The sequence below is a fragment of the Streptomyces sp. LS-MS-L19 genome, from assembly GCF_058382285.1.
This window is the reverse complement of sequence record NZ_JBYCLL010000001.1, coordinates 2,814,450-2,831,156: the sequence shown is the minus strand read 5'-3', so window position 1 is coordinate 2,831,156 and position 16,707 is coordinate 2,814,450. Positions and strand designations below refer to the sequence as shown.

Here is a 16,707-nt window from a genome sequence, read left to right as displayed (position 1 = left end):
ATGACCCCCGAGAAGAACGCCCCGGACCGCGCGGTCACCGCGCGGCTGCGGGGAGTCCACAAGTCCTACGGCCCCGTCCGCGTCCTCGATCTGCCCGAACTCGACCTGTACGCCGGGCAGGTGATCGGCGTGGTCGGCGAGAACGGGGCCGGGAAGTCCACGCTGATGGGCACCCTGGCCGGCTCGGTGCACCGGGACGGCGGCGAGATCCTCATCGACGGGGAGCCCCTCGCCGCCGGGTCCACCGAGGCCGCGGGACAGCTCGGCATCGCCATGGTCTCCCAGGAGTTCCCGCTGGTCGGACAGCTCTCGGTGGCCGAGAACCTGCTCCTCGGCCGCCGCCCGCGCGAGTCGAAGCGCCGCTTCCTGGTGGACGGCACCGCGCAACGGGCCGAGGCCAAGGCGATGCTCGCGGAGATCGGTCTGTCCGCCGACACGATCCCGGTGAACCGGGAGGTCCGCACCCTCCCCGTGCCGACCCGGCAGATGATCGAGATCGCCAAGGCCTGGGGCCGTGAACCCAAGCTGCTGATCCTCGACGAGCCGACCTCCTCCCTCGGACCCGTCGAGGCCGGCATGGTGCTGGGCCTCGCCCGCCAACTCGCCGAGCGCGGCGGCACCGTGCTGTTCATCGGGCACCGGCTCGACGAGGTGCGGGACATCAGCGACCGCGTCCTGGTGCTGCGCAACGGCAGACTGGTCGCCGACCTCGAACCGGCCGAGGCCACCGAGGAACGGCTGATCCGGGAGATGGTCGGCGGCGAGGTCGCCCAGGGCGAACCGAAGGCACCGCCCGCCACCAGCCCGGTGCTGCTCCGCGCCGAGGGCCTCACCGCGGACGGCCTCGGACCGGTGGACCTGGAGGTGCGCGAGGGCGAGATCCTCGGCGTGGCCGGGCTGATGGGCTCAGGCCGCAGCCGCCTGGTCCACACGATCGCCGGCGCACAGCCCGCCACCGGCGGCCGGATGCTGCTGGGCGGCGAGCCCTACCGGCCGCGCGGCGCCGGGGACGGCGTGGCGGCCGGGATCGCGCTGATCCCCGAGGACCGCAAGGAACAGTCACTGGTGCTGTTCGCCTCGATCCGGGCCAACGTCGTCGTCTCGGTGCTCAAGCGCATCAGCACCCGGGGCCTGCTCGGACCGGGCCGGGAACGCGCCGAGGCACGGAAGATCACCGAGAACGTCAACGTGCGCATGCAGTCGGTCGAGCAGCCGATCGGCTCGCTGTCCGGCGGCAACCAGCAACGGGCCATCTTCGGGCGGGCGTTCGCCGCCGAACCCCGTCTGCTGCTGCTCGACGAGCCCACCCGTGGCGTGGACGTCGGCGCGAAGGCGGAGATCTACAAGCTCATCGACCAGGCGGCCGAGCAGGGCATGGGGATCGTGGTCGCCTCCTCCGAACTGGAGGAACTGCTGTGGATCTGCCATCGCGTCGCGGTGATGAACCACGGGCGGGTGGTCGAGGTCATCGACCGGGCCGACGCCACCAAGGAACGGATCATGACGGCCGCGGCCGGAACCGCCCCTCTCGAGACCCACCAAGTGACGAACGGAGCCACAGCATGAGCGCGCAGAGCACGCTCGCCCCGAACGAGGTCGCGCCGCAGCCCCGTTCGGCCGCGTCGACCCTCCTCCGCAGACTCGCCGCCTCCCCGGAGGCCGGCGTGATCATCGCCTGCGTGGTGGTGTTCGTGGCGATCGCCGCCAACGCGGAGACGTACACGGCGGTGGGCAACCTCCAGGTGATGGGCCGCGACCTCTCCCAGGTCGGCATCCTCGCGATCGGCGAGTCCCTGGTCATCCTCACCGGAGGCATCGACCTGTCGGTCGGCGCCCTCGCCGGTCTGGCCGGCATCCTGGCCGGCTGGATGAACGTCAACGAGGGCCTGCCCGCCCCGCTCGCCATCCTGTTCACGCTGGTGATCACCGCCGCCGTCGGCCTGTGGCACGGCGTCATGGTCACCCGCCTGAACGTGCCCCCCTTCGTGATCACCCTCGTCACCTACACCGTCGCCCAGGGCACCGCCCTCGCCATCACCAGCGGCTCGCCCATCAACAACCTCGACCCGCTGTTCAGCAACCTCAGCCAGTACTACCTCGGCGAAGTGCCGGTCCCCGCACTGTTCTTCGTCGGCGCGGCCGTCGTCGCCTGGTTCGTCCTGGAGCGCACCTACGTGGGCCGCCAGATCTACGCGGTCGGCGGCAACAAGGAGGCCGCCCGGCTCGCCGGCATCCCGACCGCCCGCCGGATCACCTCCACCTACGTCGCCAGCTCCGCCCTCGCCGGTCTGGTCGGCATCCTGGTGATCGGCCGGATGAACGTGGCCGACCCCTCCGTCGGCGCGGGCTGGGAACTCACCGCGATCGCCGCCGCGGTGGTCGGCGGCATGTCGCTCTCCGGCGGCGAGGGCCGTATCGCGGGCATCGCGGCGGGCGCCATCCTGCTGGAGTTCATCACCAACGGCCTGCTCGCCCTCAAGGTCAGCCCCTACGACCAGCAGGTCGTCCAGGGAGCGGTCCTCGGCGTCGCGATCCTGCTCGACCGGGCCCGGGCCCGGTACTTCGGCAGAAGCCGGAGCTAGGACGCACCCGATCGGCCGACTCGGTGCGCCGGCGGGCGCGGACACCACCACCGGGCAACTCGCCAAGGTCAGTCCACGATCGCCATCGCGTGATCCGTCGCGTTCAGCCGCCGCCCCCCGTCCGCCGTGCACGTCACGATGTCCTCGATCCGTACGCCGAAGCGGTTCGGCAGGTAGACGCCCGGTTCGATCGAGAAGCACATGCCGGGCACCAGCGGGGTCACCTCGCCCTCGATCATGTACGGCGGCTCGTGCGTGGTGACGCCGATGCCGTGGCCGGTGCGGTGCACGAAGTACTCGCCGTACCCGGCGTCCTCGATCACCCGGCGGGCCCGGCGGTCGATCTCCTGGCAGGCGACCCCGGGGGCGACCGCCTCGAAGGCCGCCTGCTGGGCCGTACGGACGAGGTCGTGCACCCTGCGTTCCTCCTCCGTCGGGTCGCCGACGTGGACCGTGCGCGTGGTGTCGGAGCCGTAGCCGTCCCTGAGGCCGCCGAAGTCGAGGACGACCGTGTCGCCGTGCTCGATGACGCGGTCGCCCGCCTCGTGGTGCGGGTTCGCGCCGTTCGGGCCCGAACCCACCACCGTGAAGTCGACCTGGCTGTGCCCGTGCCGGCGCAGCAGGTCGGCCAGGTCGGCGGCCACGTCCCTCTCGCGGCGGCCGCTGAAGCGGACCGAGAGGATCTCCTCGTACGCCGCGTCCGCCGCCGCTCCAGCCGCCGCGAGCCGGGCCACCTCGTGCTCGTCCTTCACCGCGCGCAGCATCGGCAGGACGACGGACAGCGGACGGTAGGTGGTCAGCGGGAGCGCCTCCTGGAGGCCCAGCAGGTGCAGGGCCCAGGTCACGTCGGAGACGCCGTAGCGGCCGTTGGGCAGCAGGAGCCCGGTGGCGGCGGCGTACGGGTCCTGGCCGTCGCGCCAGTCCGAGATCCGCACGGCGCCCGCGCCCGGGGCGGCCTCCGCGTCGGGGCGTTCCAGCGCCGGGACCAGCAGGCGGGGCTCGGAGCCTGGGGTGACGACGAGGAGCGTGAGCCGCTCGGTGACCGCGGTGGGCCGGTAGCCGCACAGCCACACCAGATCGGGGCCCGGCGTCACGAGCAGCCCGGCCAGACCGGTCTGCGCCGCGTCCCTGGCCGCCCGGGTCATACGGGCCGCGTAGTCCTGTTCCGTGAAGGGGGCGGGGAAGTCGGTCATGAGGCTCCTCGGAACGTGGTCGCCGTCCGCTTCATCGTCCGAGGGGCGGAGGGCGGGATGCCTGAGGGATTACGCCGAACGGGTGAAGGCCGGCATCACTCCGTCCCCGTGATCCGATCCCCCGACCGCCCCACCACCACCGCCCCGAACAGCATCCCCACCGCGATCGCGGTGACGATCGTGACCAGCTTCAGCAGGTCCTGGAAGCCCTCGACGACATAGCCGCCCGCCAGGGTCGTCAGGCCCCGCATCCCGAGGGAGCCGACGGTGAGCGTGAAGAAGCCCGGCAGGAGGAGGACCAGACGGGGCGGGCGGTGCGGGGCGCGGGCCAGCACCGAGGCCGTCGCCGTCAGCGCCGCCGCCGCGACGAACGTGCCGCCGGTCTCGCCGATCAGCTTGGTCACCAGGGACTGCACCGCGACCGTGAGGTACACCAGTGCGAGCAGCGGCCAGAAGAGCCGGTGGGGGATCGCGAAGGCGAGGACCGTGCCGGCGGTGAACACGATCCACGCCAGGAACAGCGCCCAGCGCGGCAGATCCGACTCCGCCGCCACATCGAACAGCGCCCGTGTGGACGTACCGGTCGCGAACACGCCCAGCAGGACGCCGAGATACAGCTGCACCAGCAGGAACACCGCGTACACCAGGCGGATCGCTCCCGTCGTGATGCGTCCGGCCGCCAACTCGGCCGCCGCGGCGCTCAGATAGTCCCCCGGGACGAAGAAGAACAGCGCCGGGAGCATCAGCAGCACCGGCCCGCCATGTTCCGGAGTGCGGGCGAACACCTCGACCGTGACCACGGACACGAGCGTCGACACCACCAGTGGCAGCACCGCCGCCAGCCGCGGGACACGGTCGGCGGCCACCGCGAGACCCGCGGCGATCGTCGCGAGCACCGCGGTCGTGGCGATCTCGTACCAGGTCGGCTGCATCAACGGCGCGAAGCCGAGCGAGAACAGCACGATGCCCAGCAGCTTGGCCCACCAGGGATACGGCGGCCTCGACCCGGTGATCCGGGCCAGCCGGCGATCGGCCTCCCGTAGGGCGACCTCGCCCGCGCGCACCTGCGCCAACAGCGGCTTGAGCGCGGTGACCCGGTCGAGGCGGAACACCTCGGGGAAGGCCCGGACGGTGACGGTACGGCTGTCCCCGCCCGGCCCGGTGACCATGAGCGCGGCGCCGTCCGGCACCAGCAGCAGCTCCGCGTCCCCGCCGAGCGCCCGGGCCGCACCGTTCACAGTCTCCTCGACGCCCTCGGCACCCTCACCGCTGGTGTCCAGCAGCAGCCGCGTGAGCCGGGTGAGGAAACCGGTCAGCTCGTCGAGGCCGGGCGCGGCACGTGACTCCACGGGCGGCTCCTTCGACGGCGGTCCCTGCGGCAGCACCAGCGTGCGGCGCGGCGGAAGAGCGCGGCGAGACGGGTGGGCCGTACGGGCTACACCGGGGCGTCACCCGGACGGCGGAGCTCCTCATGCGCTCCGGTGCCGCCCCGCACAGGCTGGGCCACACTCCGACGACCCGTCCCTGGAGGGCATCCATGGCATCGATGGACGTACCGGCCGACCTTCCGAAGCGGAAGGACACGGCGCAGGCGGTGGCGGCGAGATCCACCTCCGCCCCGGTGCTCACCTGGGTCACGCTGGCGCTGATGACCACCGCGTCGGTGGCCAGCCTGCGCGCCGCCCCGACGATGGCCGTGTACGGCCTGGCCTGCGTGTTCCTCTACCTCGTGCCGGCGATCGTGTTCCTGCTTCCGACCGCGCTGGTGTCGGCGGAGCTCGCCTCGGGCTGGTCCGGCGGGGTCTACCGGTGGGTGAGCGAGGGACTGTCCAAGCCGCTCGGATTCCTCGCCGTGTGGTGCCAGTTCGCGATGACGATCTTCTACTACCCGAGCCTGCTGGCCTTCGTCGCCAGCACCCTCGCGTACGTCATCGACCCCGCCCTCGCCTCCAACGGCCTCTACACCGCCATCGTCATCATGGTGCTGTACTGGACCGGCGTCTGGATCTCCTCCCGCGGCACCAAGGCCCTTGCCGGACTGTCCAGTTGGGGTCTGATCATCGGCACCCTGGTGCCCGGCACCATCCTGGTGGTCCTCGGCATCGTCTTCCTCGGCCAGGGCAACCCCTCCGCCGCCCCGATGACCGCCGACCATCTGCTGCCCCAATGGACGGGCCTGGCCAGCCTCGTCCTCATCGTCAACAACTTCCTCTCCTACTCCGGCATGGAGATGAACGCGGTCCACGTGTCGTCCCTGAGGAACCCGGCGAAGGAGTACCCCAAGTCGATGTTCCTGGCCATGGGGTTGGTGCTGCTCATCTTCATCCTCCCGGCGCTGGCGATCAGTTGGGTGGTGCCCGCCGACCAGACCAGCCTCACCGCCGGTGTGATGCAGGCCTTCCACGCCTTCTTCTCCTACTTCCACATCGGCTGGATGACCCCGATCGCCGCCGTGATGCTGATCGCCGCCTCCCTCGGAGGCATGCTCACCTGGCTCGCCGGACCGTCCAAGGGCCTGCTGGAGATCTCCCGCAGCGAGGGCTATCTGCCGCCCTACCTCCAGCGGCTCAACAAGTACGGCATCCAGCAGAACATCCTGGTCACCCAGGGCGTCGTCACCACCGTCATCGCCCTGATGTACGCACTGATCCCGAACGTCTCCGACGTCTACTGGATCTTCTCGACCATCACCACGCAGGTCTACCTCATCGTCTACCTGCTGATGTTCGCCGCCGCGATGCGTCTCAGGAAGAACCAGCCCGACCACCCGCGCGGCTACCGCGTCCCGGCCCTGCACCTGATCTGCACGGTCGGCCTCCTCTCCTCCGCCGCCGCCCTCGCCATCGGCTTCGTGCCGCCCTCGCAGTTCGGCAGCAACAGCGTCCTGTCGTACATCTGCATCATCGGCGGCGGCCTGGTCATCCTCGGTCTGCTGATCCCGTACGCCTTCCTCAAGCTCCGCAAGCCGAGCTGGCGTACCGAGGCGGCGGAAGGGAGCCCGTCATGAGCCCGACCCGGTTCGCCTCCGAGCACCGGTGGATCTACCTTGGCGCGATCATCGTCCTGGTAGCCCTCGCGGTCGTCGGGATCATCCAGTACGACAGCGTGAAGACCACCAACGAGACGGCGGAGAAGGCGAACAAGCTCGCCGACGCCGCCGAGGACGCCGGCTGGACCCGCCCCGACACCGAGACCATCGAGCGGGCGCTGGGCGACGACGGCGGCATCGTCTGCGAGGACCCCGCGAGCGCCCTGCACTCCGCGCTGTGGAAGATCAACGTCTCCAACGGGGCCGCCTTCGTGGGCCAGCGCCCGGTCATCGGCGACGGCAAGGCACTGAAGGCGGAGGCCAAGATCCTGGAGATCTACTGCCCGGAGAAGCTCGACGACTTCAAGGACCGGCTGAACGACCTCAAGACCGACGACACGGTGAGGCGAGACGCATGAGCGAACTGGCCGCGAGAATCGCCGCGTTGATGCCCCGCGCCCAACAGGACCTCACCGATCTCGTCGCCGTCCCCTCGGTCGCCGACCCGCGCCAGTACCCGCCCGAGGAGTGCCTCAAGGCCGCCCGCTGGGTCGCCGACGCCTTCGCCGAGGCGGGCCTGAGGGACGTCCACCTCGCCGAGACCCCCGACGGCAGCCACGCCGTGATCGGCCACCGCCCGCCACCGCCCGGCGCCCCCACGGTCCTGCTCTACTGCCACTACGACGTCCAGCCCCCGCTCGACGACGACGCCTGGACCACCCCGCCGTTCACGCTCACCGAACGCGACGGCCGCTGGTACGGGCGTGGCACCGCCGATTGCAAGGGCAACATCGTCATGCACCTCACCGCGCTCAGGGCGCTCGGCGAGGACATCCCGGTCGGGCTGAAGTTCGTCGCCGAGGGCTCCGAGGAACAGGGCACGGGCGGCCTGGAGGCCTACGTCGCCCAGCACCCGGAGCAGTTCCTCGCCGACGCCCTGCTGGTGTGCGACACCGGCAACGCCGAGGTCGGCACCGGCACGGCGACGATCACCCTGCGCGGCCTCGCCAACGTCGTCGTCACCGTGGAGACCCTCCAGGGGGAGGTGCACTCGGGCATGTTCGGCGGTCCGGCACCCGACGCGCTCGCCGCCCTCGTGCAGATCCTCTCGACGCTGCGGGACCCGAAGACCGGTGCCACCCGCGTCGACGGCCTCGACTGCGAGGGCAGTTGGGACGGAGTGGGCTACGACGAGGCACAGTTCCGCTCCGACGCGGGTGTGTTGGAAGGCGTCCGGCTCACCGGCACCGGCACGGTCGCCGACCGCCTCTGGGCGCGCCCCGCCGTCACCGTCCTCGGCATCGACTGCCCGCCCGTCGTCGGCTCCGCGGCCGCCGTCCCGCCGACGGCCCGCGCCCGCGTCAGCCTGCGCGTGCCGCCGGGCACCGACTCCCGCGTCGCGCTCGAGGCGCTCACCGGCCACCTGACCCGGGCCGCCCCCTGGGGTGCCCGGGTCTCGGTCGCGACGGAGGGCACCGGCTCGCCCTTCAGGGCCGCCACCGACGGCCCCGCCTACGCGGCCCTCGGCAAGGCCGTGCAAGAGGTCTACGGAAAACCCCTCGCCTTCCTCGGCCAGGGCGGATCCATCCCGCTCTGCAACGTCCTCGCCACCACCTACCCACGGGCCGAGATCGTCCTCATGGGCGTGGAGGAGCCCCGCTGCCTCATCCACGCCCCGAACGAGAGCGTCGATCCGACGGAGATCGAGCACATGGCCCACGTCGAGGCACTCTTCCTGCGCGAGTTCGCGGCCGCTTACCGGGGCTGACATGGACGAGCCCGAGGAACTGGAGCGGCTGCGGGCGAGGGTCGCCGAGCTGGAGGCCCGGCAGCGGTCCCGCAGGCGTCCGGTACGGTCCCTGCTCGCCGCGCTCCTCGTCGTGCTCGGCTGTGTGCTCGCGCCGCTGTCCGTCGTGGCCTCCTGGAGCGCCGACGTCATCGGCGACACCGGGCGTTACGTCAAGACGGTCGAGCCGCTCGCCGACGATCCCGACATCCAGCGGGAGGCGGCCCGGCGCGTCACCGACGCCGTGATGAGCCACCTCGACCTGATCGCGCTGCTCTCCGGCGCGGCCCCCGCCGAACGCCCGCGTCTGGAACAGGCGTTGGGCAAGCTCGGCGACTCCATCGAGGACGCCGTGCGCAGCTTCGTGCAGGACAAGGCGCAGTCCGTGATCGCCTCGGACACCTTCCACCGGGTCTGGAGGGACGCCAACCGCCGGGTGCACAGCGCGGTGGAGGAGGCGCTCACCGGCAGCGCCGACGGAGCCCTGCGGATCGACACCGACACGGTCACCCTCGACCTCGGCCCGGTCGTCGAACAGGTCAAGCAGCGCCTGGTGGACGACGGCATGGGCGTCGCCGCGAAGATCCCGTCGGTGCACACGAACCTGACGCTGGTCGAGGCCGAGGACATCGGCCGGGTGCGCACGTACTTCCGGCTGTCGCAGCTGGCCGGCACCTGGCTGCCGGTCCTCTCCGTGGCCCTGCTGACCGCGGGGGTCCTGCTCGCCCGGAACCGACGCCGGGCCCTGATCGCGGGCGCGGTGGGCTTCGCCCTCGCCACCGCGCTGCTCGGCGTGGGCCTCACGGTCGCCCGGGTGCTCTACCTGGACGCCCTCCCGGCCGGCCTCTCCCAGCCCGCCGCCGGTTCCGTGTACGACGTGCTGACCCGCTTCCTGCGCCGGGCCGTGCGGGTGGTGGTCGCCCTGGGCGCGGTGACGGCGCTCGCGGCCTGGCTCACCGGGCCGGGACCGCGGGCCACTCGGGTCCGCCGGCTGTGGACGGCGTGCATCGGGGCCGTACGCCATGTCGCGGACCGGGCGGGGCTGCGGACCGGCCCGGTGGGGCCGTTCGTGCGGCGGTTCCGCGGCTGGATCGTCTGGGGGCTGGTCGCCGCCGCCGTACTGACGTATCTGCTGTGGTCGTACCCGACCGGCTGGGTGGTGTTCGGCCTGGCGCTCACGCTGCTCTTCGCGCTCGCGGTGGTGGAGTTCCTCGCCGCCCCTAGCGAGGGCCCAGTGAGCGTTCCGTGACCCGGGCGAGGTGGGCCATGAACGTCTCGCGGGTGTCCGGGGTGAGGGTGCGCAGGGCCACCAGCGCGGTGATCACCACATCGCACAGCTCGGCCTCGACGTCCTCCCAGGTGTGGGTGACGCCCTTGCGGGGGTTCTGACCGGTCGCCCCGATGACGGCCTCGGCGACCTCCCCGACCTCCTCGGAGAGCTTCAGCATCCGCAGCAGCAGACCCTCCCGGCCGCTCACCGGCCGATCCGCCTCCAGCCAGGCCCACAGGGCGTCGACGGAGGTCCAGAGGTCGGAGGGCAGGGTGCCGGGCTCGTTCATGCGGGGCAGCTTGTCACCCACGCGGGGGCGCGGGGAACTGCGCGACCCGCCCCCACGCACCCGCAGCCGATCACAACCCCAACCCCCTACTCCTCGAACAACGCCTCCTGCGCGTCGTCCGACTGCCCCTCCTTCTCCCGGAGCCGCCGCCCCCGCATCCCCACGACCGCCGCCGTGGTCAGCCCGGTCACCGCGAGCGCCACCGGGACCATCCAGCCGCGGTTGACGGTGTGTCCGAGCGCGTGGTCGAGGGAGAGACGGCCGGGGCCCGTCACGGCGAGGCCCGCCGCCGTCAGGCCCAGCGTGGCCGCGTACTCGTAGCCACCGCCCGCGTTGAAGAAGCCGTTGGGCGCGTGCACCGCGGACGCGCCGGCCATCGCACCGGCCGCCGCCGCGCCCGCCGCCGGGGTCGCGAGGCCCAGCGCGAGCAGGGTGCCACCGCCCGCCTCGGCCAGCCCCGCCGCCCTGGCGCTGGCCCGGCCCGGCGCGTACCCGACCGACTCCATGAACTGGCCGGTCCCCTCGATCCCGCCCCCGCCGAACCAGCCGAGCAGTTTCTGCGCGCCATGGGCGGCCAGTACACCCCCGGTCCCCAACCGGAGCAGCAGCAGGCCCAGATCACGTCGGTCGTAAGCGGTCACGATGACTCCCAGCACGAGATGCGGAACGGAACCCCCCTCGCGTTTCCACCGTCGCACCGCTCACACCTGCCCGGAAGACCCGCGCGGCCGTTCGGGTGGCGGCCTCGGGCACGCGGTGTGAGTCTGACTGGCATGACGATTCAGACAGCCAAGCTCAGCGACCCGGCCGTCCGCGCCTTCGTCTCCGCCGTCAACGCCCATGACCGCGAGGCCTTCCTGGCGCTCCTCGCACCCGGCGCGACCATGGCGGACGACGGCAGCGACCGCGACCTCGACGACTGGATCGACCGGGAGATCTTCTCCTCCCACGGCCACATGGACGTCGACAACGAGTCCCGGGGCGGCCGCGACCTCATCGCCCGCTACAGCAACGACACCTGGGGCGAGATGCGCACCAAATGGCACTTCGAGATCGGCGACGACGGCCGCATCTCGCGTTTCGAGACCGGCCAGGCATAACGCTTGTCCTGGAGTGCGCTCCAACTCCTAGTCTCCGGCCATGGAGACCAACAGGACGCTCGGTCGCGGTGGGATCGAAGTGAGCGCGCTCGGCTTCGGGTGCTGGGCCATCGGCGGCGAGTGGCAGAACACCGAAGGACAGCCCCTCGGCTGGGGCAGGGTGGACGACGAGGAGTCCGTACGGGCGGTCCGGCGCGCCCTCGACCTCGGCATCACCTTCTTCGACACCGCGGACACCTACGGTGCCGGGCACAGCGAGCGCGTCCTCGGCCGTGCCCTCGGCAAGCGCCGGGACGACGTCGTCCTCGCCACCAAGTGGGGCAACGTCTTCGACGAGGACACCCGCACGCTCACCGGCTCCGACGACACCCCGGCCTACGCCCGCCGCGCCCTCACCGCGTCCCTCGCCCGCCTCGGCACCGACCACGTCGACCTCTACCAGCTCCACCTGTCCGACCTCGACCCGGCGCGCGCGGCCGAACTCCGGGACGCCTGCGAGGAGTTCGTCACCGAGGGCCTCATCCGCACCTATGCCTGGAGCACCGACGACCCGGCCCGCGCCGCCGTCTTCGCCGAGGGGGAGCACTGCGCGGCCGTACAGCACGCGCTGAACGTGCTGCAGGACGCCCCCGACATGCTGTCCCTGTGCGCTGAGTCCGGACTCGCCAGCATCAACCGCAGTCCGCTGGCGATGGGGTTGCTCGCCGGGAAGCGCCAAGGCCCGCAGGACGCCGGGGACATCCGCAGCAGGCCCCCGGCCTGGCTCCCGGGCTTCGGCGACGGCACCACGGCCGACCCTAAGTGGCTGTCGAGGATCGACGCGCTGAGGGAGATCCTGACCAGTGAGGGCCGTACGCTCGCGCAGGGCGCGCTCGCCTGGATCTGGGCGCGGAGCCCGCGCACGGTCCCGATCCCGGGCTTCCGCTCGGTGTCCCAGGCGGAGCAGAACGCGGGAGCGATCGAGAAGGGGCCGCTCACCGCCGGCCAGTTGACCGAGATCGACCGCGTTCTCGGACGGTGAGCGGACCAACTCCTACGGGACGAAGGACTGTTGCTGCTCGGTCAACGTGATCCGCCCCGCCTTGATCGTCGCCAGCCGAGGAGCCCGCCGGGCGATCGACGAGTCGTGCGTGACGAGGACGAACGTCAACCCGTACTCGTGCCACAGCCCTTCGAGCAGCCCCATGATCTCGTCCCGCATCGACTCGTCGAGGTTCCCGGTCGGCTCGTCGGCCAGCAACACCTTCGGCCTCTTCACCAGCGCCCGCGCGATCGCGACCCGCTGCTGCTGACCGCCGGACAGTTCGGAGGGCGCATGGGTGAGCCGCTCACCCAGCCCCACCGAGCGCAGCGCCTCGGCGGCCCGCTCCCGCCGTTCCCCGGGCTTGACTCCCAGCGGGACCAGCGCGGTCTCGACGTTCTCCTGAGCCGTCAACGTGGGGATGAGGTTGAACGACTGGAAGATGATGCCGATCTTCTCGGCCCGCAGCCGCGTCAGCTTGGCCTCGCTGATGCGTGCGAGGTCGACGCCGTCCAGTTCGACGCTGCCCTCGGTCGGCCGGTCGAGCCCGCCGATCATCTGGAGCAGCGTGGACTTGCCGCCGCCGGTCGGTCCCTGGATGACCAGTTGGTCGCCGTCCTCGATGGTGAGGTCGACACCGCGCAGGGCCTCGACGGTCTCCTTGCCGCGCGTGTAGCGCTTGGTGACGCTGGTGAGTTGGTACATGAGAGCTCCATCGGGAATTCGCGTAGCGAAGTAGTGAGGGGGGTTACGACACGCTGCGCAGCGCGTCCGCGGGCCGCATCCGGGACGCGCGCCACCCGCCCATCGCGCCGGCGATCAGACCGCCGGTGATCGCGAGGCCCACCGCGAGGGCGATGGTGGTCAGGGAGACCGGCGCGGACAGGGCGATCTCCATGGTGTTCCGCGCGGCCTGCTGACCGGGGCCCCCGCCACCGCCCGGACCGCCGCCCATACCGCCACCGCCACCGGTGTTCCCGAGCTGTGCGGTCAGCTTGGGGCTGATCGCCGTGACCGCGTAGGCGGCCGCGAGGCCCAGGCCGATGCCGAGGGCGCCGCCGAGCAGGCCGTTGACCATCGACTCGCCGACGACCTGGCGGGTCACCCGGCGGCTCGGCCAGCCCAGCGCCTTCAGGGTGCCGAACTCACGGACCCGGCGCGAGACCGCCGAGGAGGTGAGCAGCGCGGCCACCAGGAACGCGGCGGCGAGCACCGCGACGGAGAGCCACTTGCCCACGCTGGTCGCGAGGTTGGAGGCGGTGGACAGGGACCCGGAGACGGTCTCCGCGAGATCCGCGGAGGTCGTGACGGTCGTACCGGAGATGTTCTTCTGGATCGCCGACTTGACGGCGTCGATCTGCTGCGAGTCGCTCGCCTTGACGTAGATCGTGGTGACCTGGTTCTTGGCGTCGGCCAGCGTCTGCGCCTGCTTGAGGGGCAGGTACACGTCGGTGGTGGACTCGCTGCTGTCGGGCGTCGCGATGCCGATGACCGTGTACTTGGTGCCGGAGATGGTCAGGGTCCCCCCGACCTTGAGGGAGTTCTCCTTGGCGTACGACGCGCTGACGACCGCGACCTTCGCGTTGCTCTGCGCGGCGGTGAAGGTCTTGCCGGTGGTGATCTTCGAGCCGGCCAGCGGGCCGAGCGTCTGGTCGGTGACGTCCACGCCGGCCACCGAGTAGGAGTTCACGTCGAAGTTCGCCCCGCCGCCCTGGACCCGGGGAGCCGCGGTGCTGTTGCCGGGACCGCCCTGACCGCCGCTGTTCCCGGTGTTTCCACCGGAATTCTGTGCTTTGCCCTGGGTGAAGGACCCGTCCACCTTGGTGACGTTGAGGGTCAGCGCCCCGACCGCGCTCGCCACCCCCTTCTGCTGCGAGACCTTGGTGACCACCGAGGACGCCAGGGCCTGACCGCCCTGGGTCATCACGCGGTCGGAGCTCTGCTTGTCGTCGCTGTCGTCGGAACTGGCGTCGAACTGGAAGTTCGGTCTGCCCGAACTCCCCGACGTCGGGGCCGACCTGGCCTTGGTGACGGTCATGTCGGTGCCGAGCCCGTAGAGGGACTTCAGGACCTTGTCCTGCGCCTGGGTCATACCGGCGGACACCGAGTTGACGGTGATGACCAGGGCGATACCGAGCGCCAGACCCAGTGCGATGACCAGGGCCGCCTTCTTGCGCCGGCCCAGCTCGCGCTTGAGATAGATGCCAAACATCCCGTTCCTCGAAGGTTCTTGGCGCCCGCTGTGGGCGCGCCCTCAAGGTAGGGACGCCGCATTGCGGGGCCGTGAGGAAGGCTTGTGCGCAGGCTGAGAAGGGATGTGCGGGAGCTGAGAATGTGCGGCGGCCGTCCACGGCCCGGTGCGCACCTCGCGGTCCCACGCGAGATCCACCCCCACCCGGGCCATGGACGGCCGCCGCCTCCCCCCTCGGGCGAGGTCGACGGAACGCCACCCCTCAAGTGTGAAGCTCTTGTGGAGGGCGCGTGTCGAGCATAAGCCGCCGACCAGCCGCGGCGGGGGTGGAAGAACATATTCCGCTTGTGGAAATCGGCCGTCCCCCGCCCACCCCGAGGGTGCTCAGCCCCGCCCCACGTACGGCATGGTCGTCGCCATCACCGTCGCGAACTGCACGTTCGCCTCCAGCGGCAGCTCCGCCATGTGCCGCACCGTGCGGGCCACGTCGGCCACGTCCATCACGGGTTCCGGTACGACCTCCCCGTTGGCCTGGAGCGCCCCCGCCCCCATGCCCGCGGTCATGTCCGTCGCCGCGTTCCCGATGTCGATCTGCCCCACCGCGATGCCGTACGGCCGCCCGTCCAGCGACAGCGACTTGGTGAGGCCCGTCAGGGCGTGCTTGGTCGCGGTGTAGGCGACGGAGTGCGGCCGGGGCGTGTGCGCCGAGATCGACCCGTTGTTGATGATCCGGCCGCCCCGCGGCTCCTGCTCCTTCATCTGCCGGTACGCCGCCTGCGCGCACAGGAACGCGCCGTTGAGGTTGGTGTCCACCACATGCCGCCAGGCCTCGTACGGCAGCTCCTCCACCGGCACCCCGCCAGGACCGAACGTCCCCGCGTTGTTGAACAGCAGGTCCACCCGCCCGAACCGCTCCACGACGGCGGCGAACAGCGCGGCCACCTCGTCGGGCCGCGACACGTCCGTCCGTACGGCGAGCGCGGCGCCCTCCGGCACGAGAGCCGCCGTCTCCTCCAGCGTCTCGGGCCGCCGCCCGGCCAGCGCCACCGACCAGCCCGTCCGCAGCAGTTCCACGGCGACCGCCCGCCCGATCCCGGAGCCCGCGCCGGTCACCACGGCGGTCTTCATGTTCTTGGTGTCCATGAACCCGCAGCGTAGGTGAGGCAGGGCGTCACGCCGGGGTGCGGAGTTCGCCCGGGTAGTGGACGCCGATCCGGTCCCGTACCGCGTCCAGCGTCCGCATCACCGCGAGCGTGCCCTCCAGCGGCACCAGCGGTGACTCCGTCTCCCCGGCCCGCAGCGCCCGCATGACCTCGCGGGCCTCGTGCTTGAGGCTGTTGCGGGGACCGTCGGCCGGGTCGGCGACGAACTCCTCCGGGTCGCGCCCGTCCCGGTGCAGCACGAAACGGTCCGGGTGGAAGAAGCCGTTCGGGATGTCGAGGCGGCCCAGCGAGCCGGTGACCGAGGCGATCGTGGCGGTACCGCCGGTCAGGGAGCAGTGCAGCGAGGCCAGCGCCCCGCCGTCGTAGGACAGCAGCGCGCCCGTCTGGAGGTCGACGCCCTCCTCGGACAGCACCGCCTTCGCCGTGACGTCCGAGGGCTCCCCGAGCAGCAGATGCGCGAACGACACCGGGTACACCCCGAGGTCGAGCAGCGCACCCCCGCCCTGGGCCGGGTCCCGCAGCCGGTGCGCGGGCGGGAAGGGCCCGGCGAGCCCGAAGTCGGCCTGCACGGTGCGCACGTCACCGATCGCGCCGTCGTCGACGAGGGCCTTGAGGCGCCGGATCAGCGGGTTGCAGTACATCCACATGGCCTCCATGAGGAAGCGGCCGCCGTCCTTCGCGAGCCCCACCAGCTCCTCTGCCTCGCGCGCGTTCAGCGTGAACGCCTTCTCGCACAGGACGTTGCGACCGGCGCTCAGACAGAGCCCGGCGGCCGCGCGATGCGCCGAGTGCGGGGTGGCCACGTACACGACATCGATGTCCGCGTCCTCGGCGAGGGCGCCCCACTCGCCGTACGCCCGCTCGATCCCGAACCGTTCCGCGAAGGCCTTCGCCGAGGGCTCGGAGCGGGAGGCCACCGCGACCACCTCCGCGTCCGGCAGGTCCACCAGGTCCGCGGTGAACGCCGCCGCGATCCCGCCCGTCGCCAGAATCCCCCAGCGCACGCTCTGCTCCGTCATGCCCGGCTCCACCCTCGCTCACCTGACCGTCGCCACCTTGTACGAGCTGAGAGCATAGGTGCCGG

The 16,707-nt window shown here is 71.6% G+C and carries 16 protein-coding genes; 8 read left to right on the top strand and 8 right to left on the bottom strand.

The annotated features are described in order from the left end of the window. The gene (locus tag AC2XR2_RS12540; protein WP_491515052.1) at positions 1–1,566 is read left to right on the top strand and encodes a sugar ABC transporter ATP-binding protein; all 1,566 of its coding nucleotides are present in this window, start codon (positions 1–3) and stop codon (positions 1,564–1,566) included. Further along, positions 1,563–2,582, top strand: a complete 1,020-nt coding sequence (locus AC2XR2_RS12535; protein WP_449351621.1) for an ABC transporter permease — start codon at positions 1,563–1,565, stop codon at positions 2,580–2,582. The genes AC2XR2_RS12540 and AC2XR2_RS12535 overlap by 4 nt, the downstream gene beginning before the upstream one ends. Positions 2,583–2,650: 68 nt before the next feature. Here the strand turns inward: AC2XR2_RS12535 and AC2XR2_RS12530 are convergent, their stop codons facing one another. Both AC2XR2_RS12530 and AC2XR2_RS12525 read right to left on the bottom strand, forming a co-directional pair. After that, complete coding sequence (locus tag AC2XR2_RS12530) at positions 2,651–3,775, bottom strand: aminopeptidase P family protein (protein WP_491515051.1); 1,125 nt, start codon at positions 3,773–3,775, stop codon at positions 2,651–2,653. Positions 3,776–3,870: 95 nt separating this feature from the next. Then, positions 3,871–5,124 carry a threonine/serine exporter family protein gene (locus AC2XR2_RS12525; RefSeq protein ID WP_491515050.1) on the bottom strand — a complete coding sequence of 418 codons (1,254 nt, stop codon included), beginning with the start codon at positions 5,122–5,124 and terminating at the stop codon, positions 3,871–3,873. A 188-nt stretch (positions 5,125–5,312) separates the two neighbouring features. Here AC2XR2_RS12525 and gadC point away from each other — a divergent pair, with 188 nt between their 5' ends. Genes gadC through AC2XR2_RS12505 form a run of 4 tightly spaced genes read left to right on the top strand, consistent with a single transcriptional unit; the run spans position 5,313 to position 9,838 of the window. Beyond that, positions 5,313–6,782 carry a glutamate/gamma-aminobutyrate antiporter GadC gene (gadC, locus tag AC2XR2_RS12520; RefSeq protein ID WP_491515049.1) on the top strand — a complete coding sequence of 490 codons (1,470 nt, stop codon included), beginning with the start codon at positions 5,313–5,315 and terminating at the stop codon, positions 6,780–6,782. Beyond that, positions 6,779–7,222 carry a hypothetical protein gene (locus AC2XR2_RS12515; protein WP_491515048.1) on the top strand — a complete coding sequence of 148 codons (444 nt, stop codon included), beginning with the start codon at positions 6,779–6,781 and terminating at the stop codon, positions 7,220–7,222. The genes gadC and AC2XR2_RS12515 overlap by 4 nt, the downstream gene beginning before the upstream one ends. After that, on the top strand, positions 7,219–8,571 hold the full coding sequence (locus AC2XR2_RS12510; protein ID WP_491515047.1) for a dipeptidase: 1,353 nt from the start codon (positions 7,219–7,221) through the stop codon (positions 8,569–8,571). The genes AC2XR2_RS12515 and AC2XR2_RS12510 overlap by 4 nt, the downstream gene beginning before the upstream one ends. A gap of 1 nt (position 8,572) precedes the next feature. Next, the gene (locus AC2XR2_RS12505) at positions 8,573–9,838 is read left to right on the top strand and encodes a hypothetical protein (protein ID WP_491515046.1); all 1,266 of its coding nucleotides are present in this window, start codon (positions 8,573–8,575) and stop codon (positions 9,836–9,838) included. On the opposite strand, the gene AC2XR2_RS12500 is transcribed toward AC2XR2_RS12505, so the two are convergent. After that, positions 9,810–10,148, bottom strand: a complete 339-nt coding sequence (locus AC2XR2_RS12500; protein ID WP_381302605.1) for a MazG-like family protein — start codon at positions 10,146–10,148, stop codon at positions 9,810–9,812. The genes AC2XR2_RS12505 and AC2XR2_RS12500 overlap by 29 nt on opposite strands. 86 nt (positions 10,149–10,234) lie before the next feature. Continuing rightward, on the bottom strand, positions 10,235–10,789 hold the full coding sequence (locus AC2XR2_RS12495; RefSeq protein WP_330267362.1) for a DoxX family protein: 555 nt from the start codon (positions 10,787–10,789) through the stop codon (positions 10,235–10,237). Positions 10,790–10,921: 132 nt separating this feature from the next. On the opposite strand from AC2XR2_RS12495, the gene AC2XR2_RS12490 reads away from it, so the two are divergent. Both AC2XR2_RS12490 and AC2XR2_RS12485 read left to right on the top strand, forming a co-directional pair. Then, positions 10,922–11,248, top strand: a complete 327-nt coding sequence (locus AC2XR2_RS12490; protein ID WP_330267363.1) for a nuclear transport factor 2 family protein — start codon at positions 10,922–10,924, stop codon at positions 11,246–11,248. A 40-nt stretch (positions 11,249–11,288) separates the two neighbouring features. Beyond that, entirely contained in the window at positions 11,289–12,269 is a 981-nt protein-coding gene (locus AC2XR2_RS12485) for an aldo/keto reductase (RefSeq protein ID WP_491515045.1), read from the top strand. A gap of 12 nt (positions 12,270–12,281) precedes the next feature. Here the strand turns inward: AC2XR2_RS12485 and AC2XR2_RS12480 are convergent, their stop codons facing one another. From AC2XR2_RS12480 to AC2XR2_RS12465, 4 genes are all read right to left on the bottom strand, one after another. After that, on the bottom strand, positions 12,282–12,974 hold the full coding sequence (locus AC2XR2_RS12480; RefSeq protein WP_491515044.1) for an ABC transporter ATP-binding protein: 693 nt from the start codon (positions 12,972–12,974) through the stop codon (positions 12,282–12,284). A gap of 43 nt (positions 12,975–13,017) precedes the next feature. Beyond that, the gene (locus AC2XR2_RS12475) at positions 13,018–14,481 is read right to left on the bottom strand and encodes an ABC transporter permease (RefSeq protein WP_491515043.1); all 1,464 of its coding nucleotides are present in this window, start codon (positions 14,479–14,481) and stop codon (positions 13,018–13,020) included. Positions 14,482–14,844: 363 nt separating this feature from the next. Continuing rightward, positions 14,845–15,603, bottom strand: a complete 759-nt coding sequence (locus AC2XR2_RS12470; RefSeq protein WP_381302602.1) for an SDR family oxidoreductase — start codon at positions 15,601–15,603, stop codon at positions 14,845–14,847. Positions 15,604–15,631: 28 nt separating this feature from the next. Beyond that, positions 15,632–16,642, bottom strand: a complete 1,011-nt coding sequence (locus AC2XR2_RS12465; RefSeq protein WP_491515042.1) for a Gfo/Idh/MocA family protein — start codon at positions 16,640–16,642, stop codon at positions 15,632–15,634. Positions 16,643–16,707: the final 65 nt, after the last annotated feature.